The organism is Pseudomonas sp. P5_A12, assembly GCF_056400685.1.
Genome location: NZ_JBFUKU010000307.1, coordinates 1 through 6,034 on the forward strand (window position 1 = coordinate 1; position 6,034 = coordinate 6,034).

Consider the following 6,034-nt stretch of genomic DNA (forward strand, 5'->3'; position numbering starts at 1 on the left):
CTTTCTGAAACACCGCATCGCCTGATTTCACGACTGCTGCGCAGCCGAACGCAGGCTTCGCCAGCTGCTACGGATCGCGTTATGGCTTAACTGATCGGCATTACGCAAACGGCGCGTTATATTTTGTCAGCATGCAACTCGATAGCTCGCAACCGCCCACCTGTAACATCACGTAACAAATGCCTAATATGCAGGGAAAATACAGCAAACATGAATAACCACGGCTGGAAATGGGCTTACCGAAAAATTCGCGGGCTGCACTGCACTCGTCTGTCAGCCATCTACAGGGCGACTCTATATTCCATTCGCGGCGACACTGGCTCATTCACCTGCGATGCCACCTGGCAAAAAATTCGCATTCGACGCTAATCAAAGCAATCGCCGATACACGGTGCCGAACGGTTCCCGGTTACGTGTTCGACCCGAGCACCGTTCCGGCTTTTTCTCTTTAACGCGTTCGTACAGCTCGTCTCCCCTGACCAAGACCTGATAATCCAGTTCTCGATGCCGCTCAGCCGGTTGCAGTGCCAACGCAAGAAACCCCTCACCCAAGCGCACGGCTGTTTCGGCGAGCACCCTGTCTTTGCAGCGTAGTAAGCGCTCAAGCTCCTGGATGCGCTTCTTGTATTGGCGAGACTGCTCCCGGTCGTCTTTTTGCTGGCCTTTTCTGATGTCTGCTCGGTGATGAAGACGACTGTTTAGTGGACCAACAGCAGCGAAATGTTAAAAAACGTCGACAACCAAGGGGAGCTGTAAGGGTACCCTAAGGGCAATGCTACAAAGCTAAATGCACCGGAGAAAGTCGTACTGTTGCGCGGGAATGGAATCCGCCCCCTTCCGTCATGCTGCCTGTGCGCTCATCACACTTGATATCGCAACCTACGCAGCCATTTATGTTTAATAAGATACTGGTCGTCTGCATCGGCAACATTTGCCGCAGCCCAACCGCCGAAGCCCTGTTCAAAAGCAGACTGGCTCAGCGCGGCATCGACGTGAGCTCAGCGGGCATTCATGCCCTGGTAGACAAGCCCATGGACAGCACAGCCCTGCAAGTGCTGCGCGAACATGACTGCGATCACGCGAACCACCAAGGACGGCAACTCACCCGTGAGCTCCTGCAGCAGGCAGATGTGATTCTCACCATGGAGAAAGGTCACATGGAAAGCATTGCGCGCATGGCGCCGGAAGTCCGCGGCAAGACGTTCCTGCTGGGCAAGTGGCAAAACAACCAGGAAATACCCGACCCCTACCGCCAGCAAAAAGTCGCCTTCGATCACGTCTACCAACTGATGGCGCAAGGCGTCGACAGCTGGTCGCAAAAACTATAATCACCTCTTGTAAAAGTATCCGCATGCAAAGCCAAAACAGCCTACCCGTTCAGGAACACCGCGACGACGATGACGACATTGATCTGCTCGCGCTACTCGGCACATTGATCGATAGCAAGTGGATCATCATCGGCATCACCGCGCTGTGTTGCGCGATCGGTGTTGCACTCGCCCTGTTGTCGACGCCGATCTATCAGGCGAATGCACTCGTCCAGGTCGAGCAAAAGAAAGGCGGCATGGCTGCGCTGGGCGGCATGGGAGGCATGAGCGAAATGCTCGGTGGCACGTCCCCGGCGGTAACCGAAATCGAGTTGCTCAAATCCCGGGCCGTGCTGGGCAAGGCGGTGGAGAACCTCAAGCTCGACATTATCGTCCAGCCTAACTACTTCCCAATCGTCGGTAACTTTCTGAGCCGGCACTTCAAGCCAGCTAGCAAAAACGAGTTGGCCTCACCTTTGCTCGGATTCAACAGCTTTACGTGGGGCGGGGAAAAGCTGGATATTTTTCAGCTGGACGTACCGAATGCTTACGTGGGTAAAGCGCTGACGCTACGCGCGGAAGGCAATGGCGCTTTCACATTACTCAATGGCGATGACGAAGTCGTTGTTACCGGCAAAGCTGGCGAAAAACTTGAGCAAAATGGCTTCAAGGTCCAAGTCGCCAGCCTCGACGCCAATACAGGCTCACTGTTCAAGGTCACCAAGCAACGCCGCCTCAATACCATTCTGCAGTACCAGAATGACGTGTCGGCCAGTGAGCGCGGCAAAGAATCCGGCATCATCGCCCTGTCACTGGAAAGCGCAGATCCCGCGCTGGCCAACGAGGTGTTGAATGAAATCAATCGCCTTTATGTATTGCAGAACGTCCAGCGCAACTCCGCCGAGGCCGCGCAAAGTCTTGAGTTCCTGCGAACCCAGTTACCCGATGTACGCAAGCAGCTGGAAAAAGCTGAAGGCCAGCTCAACGCCTACCAGACCAGCGCCCGCTCGGTGGACATCACCATCGAAACCAAAGCCGTGCTCGATCAGATCGTCGCCCTGGAAACCCTGATCTCCGAGTTGAAGCTCAAGCAAGCGGAAATGGAGCACCGCTTCACCCGCGAGCACCCGGCCTACCAGGCGCTGATCACCCAAATGGGTCAACTCGATCAACAAAAACGCTCGCTGGAAAAGAAGGTCAAGAACCTGCCGGAAACCCAGCAGGAACTGCTGCGCCTGGCCCGTGACATGCAAGTGACGACCGAAATTTACACCCAACTGCTGAACAAAACCCAGGAGCTGGACATCGTCCGCGCGGGGACAGTCGGCAACGTCCGCATCATCGACTCGGCGGATGCCAATATTGAAACACCGGTCAAACCGAAAAAACCGCTGATTGTGCTGATCGCCACCCTGCTCGGCGGATTGATTGCCGTGGCTTACGTACTGATCCGCAAAGCGTTGAACCGCGGCATCGAAGACCCGGAAGTCATTGAACAGCTGGGCATCCCGGTCTACGCCTCGATACCGCTCAGCAAGGGACAGGCCCTGATTGAAAGCAATTTAAAGGGTAACGGACGCACCAGCACTGACTCGCTACTGCTGGCGGTGAGCAACCCCGCAGACCTTGCCGTGGAATCGTTGCGCAGCCTGCGGACCAGCCTGCACTTCGCGACCCTGGAGGCCAAGAACAACATCCTGATGATCTCGGGCCCGAGTCCTACCGTGGGCAAGTCCTTTGTCTCAAGCAACCTAGCGGCCATCATCGCCCAGACAGGGAAGAAGGTGCTGCTGGTCGACGCCGACATGCGCAAGGGCTACTTGAACAAACTGTTCCGCAAGGACGTGAGCAACGGTTTGTCTGATCTGCTGGCCGGCAAGGTTGACCTGAACACCGCGACCCACGCGACCGAAGTGGATAACCTGCACGTGATTACCCGCGGGCAGATCCCACCGAACCCGTCGGAATTGTTGATGCACAGCAATTTCACTCAGTTTCTGGAAAACGTCAGCAGCCAGTACGACCTGGTCATCATCGACACCCCGCCGATCCTCGCGGTCACCGATGCCGCGCTGGTCGGCCGCCAGGCTGGCACCAACCTGATCGTGACCCGCTTCGGCGTCAACGTCGCCAAGGAAATCCTGGTGACCAAGCGCCGCTTCGAGCAGAACGGCATTGTGGTCAAAGGCGCGATCTTCAACGCAGTGGAACGCAAAGCATCGGCCTATGGCTATGGCAAATACGGCAGCTACAGCTACTACCAGTACGAATATGCCTCAGACAAATAACACTGGTGATCAGGGCAGCGCCGCTGCCCTGAACTACCCAACGAGAACCCACGACATGCCTACCCAGCACGCGCGGCCCCGCTGGTACCTCATCCAGTGCAAACCCCGGCAAGACGCCCGCGCCGAGGAAAACCTGACGCGCCAAGCCTTCACCTGCTATCGCCCAACCCACCACGTTGAGCGTCTTCAGCGTGGCCGGCGCACCACCTCGGTGGAATCGCTCTTCCATGGTTACCTGTTCATCCAGCTTGACCAAAAAAAAGACAACTGGCACCCCATCCGCTCAACCTGCGGTGTGAACAAATTGGTGACATTCGGCAACAAGCCGATTGCGGTTGCAAACGAATTGATCGAAAACCTGCAACAGCGACTCAGCAACAAACTACCCGAATCCATCAATTTTGAGCCGGGTGAACGCGTGCGCATCAACAGTGGAAGCTTCAAGGAACTTGAGGCCATGTTCGTGGCCCGCGACGGCGAGGAACGCGCCATGATTCTGCTGCAACTTCTACATCGTGAGCACGCCCTCAGCGTTCCGATCAGCGCGATAGAAAAACCTGATGAAAACACCGTTACCTTACACTCACTGAAACAACCGATACCACTCGCTGACACTCGTAAAGCTGGCTGTCTGCTCAGTCAGTAATCCGTGTCTGAATCCACACTATTTTTTTGCTGCTTTGCCCTTCAAAAAATGCTAACGCTCACGTAATCGGCCCCTATGCCGCCTGCATGATGCACGTTCTCAGGAAACCGACGGTCAATCCTGGGGCGGTAGCGTGCCAAAAACCTTGATCGAGCCCAACGCAAGCGCTCTCCCCGACCAAGGGCAAGGGGAACACAACGACAACGACCGGTTTGAGCCCAGACCCAAACAACAACTTCCCGCTGTAAGGTGTCAAATTTGCTTACAAGCGACACAGCCTGGATGGCTCTGTCTACCATCAACGCAAGGGACATTCTTGTGATCCGCAAGTGCACCACCACTACTCCTGCAAGTCGCGACCTTACCTTCTGGGCCCCATGGCTGACGGCAATCTCCTTAATCATCCTCCTGTTTTTCGCACAGGCCGTGATAAAGACAGGGGAAGTCGATACTAAGTACCGCATACTGCCCGCGTCCATGCTGCTGGGCTCAGTGTCTGCCTACTCAATGGCAGAGGCGCACCACAAACACCTTGGCTACCTGGTCGGACTTGGAGTTTTGTTCGCGGGTTGTCTAGCGCCGTTCTGCGGCCTGACGGTGGTGGCTTTGATCACCAAGACCAGCGAGCAATTTTCCCGCCAAGTCATTACCCCCTAGCGACCGTCGGCTTCGCACTGCACGCCTGCCTGTACGTACCGCTGTATAGTCTTTCCAAGCGCTACCCGCAAAATCTGCAAGCAGCACATACCTCGCTGATTGTCGGTACCGACGATCTAACTCACGAGCTTGCGGACAAGCTGGTTCAAAAAAGAAACGAACCGTTTTCGATCTGGTGGCAGCACAAGACGCCYTCTTGCCGAGCAACGGTTTGTATCCCGTCATTGGCGCCTCGCCCACCTTCGCGACCTAATCGCAACTCATAAAATCCGGCGTCTTTACATAAACATTCCCACTGACAGAAGCCGAACAAACCGAACGCCAGTAAGTCGAACTACCGGACTCGAGTGTCGACGTCATCTGGACTCCTGAACTGCGAAGTCTGATTCTGCTCTAACATTCGGTATCCGAGATCGAAGGCCTGCCCACAGTTCAACTGAACGAAAGTCCTCTGACATTCTACTCGACTGCAGCATTCTCCAAAGCAATGTTGGATCGCACGGGCGCGCTGATCATCATCCTGCTCAACCCCGTATTGCTGCCTATCGCCCTCGCCGTGAAGCTGTCATCGCCCGGTCAGGTGCTCTTCAAGCAAAAACGCCATGGCTGAAATGGCAAAATCATCAAGGTCTGGAAGTTTCGCTCCATACGCATGGACGACGACCAAGAAGTCAAACATGCCAGCCGTAACGCCCCTGCATCCCCGGAGTTGGGTGTTTTATCGGGAGCATCTCCATCGATGAATTGCCACAGCTATTCACTTCCCTGTAAGACCGCATGCTAGTCGGGCCGCCCCTCACGCCCTGAACCATAACGATTACCACGCCGGCAAGATCAATGCCTACATCGCCCGACATCGAATCAAACCGGGGGATTACCAGCCTGGCACAGATTCAGTGGTTACAGGTGCGGGACGTAAACGCCCGACAAGATGGAAAAGCGTGTCGAACTTGATCTGACCTATATCAACAACTGGTCACCGTTGCTGAACATAAAAATTTTGATCAAAACGCCGCTCACGTTGCTATCAAAAACATTTATTAAGGGCGCTTTAAGAGCGGCTTTCTGGCGATGCACTGCTCTAGATGGCAATGCACTTAAATTTATTTGACGTTTTCCATCCGCAACACGTAAAA

Annotated in this window: 6 protein-coding genes and 1 pseudogene; 6 read left to right on the plus strand and 1 reads right to left on the minus strand. The window is 55.0% G+C overall.

What is annotated here, in order from left to right:
• Nucleotides 1-369: 369 nt before the first annotated feature.
• Nucleotides 370-554 (minus strand): annotated as a pseudogene (locus AC1DSG_RS26205) (hypothetical protein); the annotation flags it as partial.
• Between the two features lie 339 nt (nucleotides 555-893).
• Here AC1DSG_RS26205 and AC1DSG_RS26210 point away from each other — a divergent pair.
• From AC1DSG_RS26210 to AC1DSG_RS26235, 6 genes are all read left to right on the plus strand, one after another.
• Nucleotides 894-1,328, plus strand: coding sequence for a low molecular weight protein-tyrosine-phosphatase (locus tag AC1DSG_RS26210; protein ID WP_477793487.1), 435 nt, complete (start codon nucleotides 894-896; stop codon nucleotides 1,326-1,328).
• Between the two features lie 23 nt (nucleotides 1,329-1,351).
• Nucleotides 1,352-3,595, plus strand: a complete 2,244-nt coding sequence (locus tag AC1DSG_RS26215) for a polysaccharide biosynthesis tyrosine autokinase (protein WP_477793488.1) — start codon at nucleotides 1,352-1,354, stop codon at nucleotides 3,593-3,595.
• 55 nt (nucleotides 3,596-3,650) lie between these two features.
• Complete coding sequence (gene rfaH, locus AC1DSG_RS26220) at nucleotides 3,651-4,241, plus strand: transcription/translation regulatory transformer protein RfaH (protein ID WP_477793492.1); 591 nt, start codon at nucleotides 3,651-3,653, stop codon at nucleotides 4,239-4,241.
• 282 nt (nucleotides 4,242-4,523) lie between these two features.
• Entirely contained in the window at nucleotides 4,524-4,898 is a 375-nt protein-coding gene (locus AC1DSG_RS26225) for a hypothetical protein (protein WP_477793489.1), read from the plus strand.
• A gap of 487 nt (nucleotides 4,899-5,385) precedes the next feature.
• A complete protein-coding gene (locus AC1DSG_RS26230; protein WP_477793490.1) occupies nucleotides 5,386-5,508 on the plus strand; it encodes a hypothetical protein in 123 nt (40 codons plus the stop codon).
• 321 nt (nucleotides 5,509-5,829) lie between these two features.
• The gene (locus AC1DSG_RS26235) at nucleotides 5,830-6,009 is read left to right on the plus strand and encodes a hypothetical protein (RefSeq protein WP_477793491.1); all 180 of its coding nucleotides are present in this window, start codon (nucleotides 5,830-5,832) and stop codon (nucleotides 6,007-6,009) included.
• Nucleotides 6,010-6,034: the final 25 nt, after the last annotated feature.

Coding starts and splice junctions, on each gene's coding strand:
- AC1DSG_RS26230 (WP_477793490.1), top strand. CDS start 5,386: ATGTTGGATCGCACGGGCGCGCTGATCATCATCCTGCTCAACCCCGTA.
- AC1DSG_RS26235 (WP_477793491.1), top strand. CDS start 5,830: ATGGAAAAGCGTGTCGAACTTGATCTGACCTATATCAACAACTGGTCA.
- AC1DSG_RS26215 (WP_477793488.1), top strand. CDS start 1,352: ATGCAAAGCCAAAACAGCCTACCCGTTCAGGAACACCGCGACGACGAT.
- AC1DSG_RS26225 (WP_477793489.1), top strand. CDS start 4,524: ATGGCTCTGTCTACCATCAACGCAAGGGACATTCTTGTGATCCGCAAG.
- rfaH (WP_477793492.1), top strand. CDS start 3,651: ATGCCTACCCAGCACGCGCGGCCCCGCTGGTACCTCATCCAGTGCAAA.
- AC1DSG_RS26210 (WP_477793487.1), top strand. CDS start 894: ATGTTTAATAAGATACTGGTCGTCTGCATCGGCAACATTTGCCGCAGC.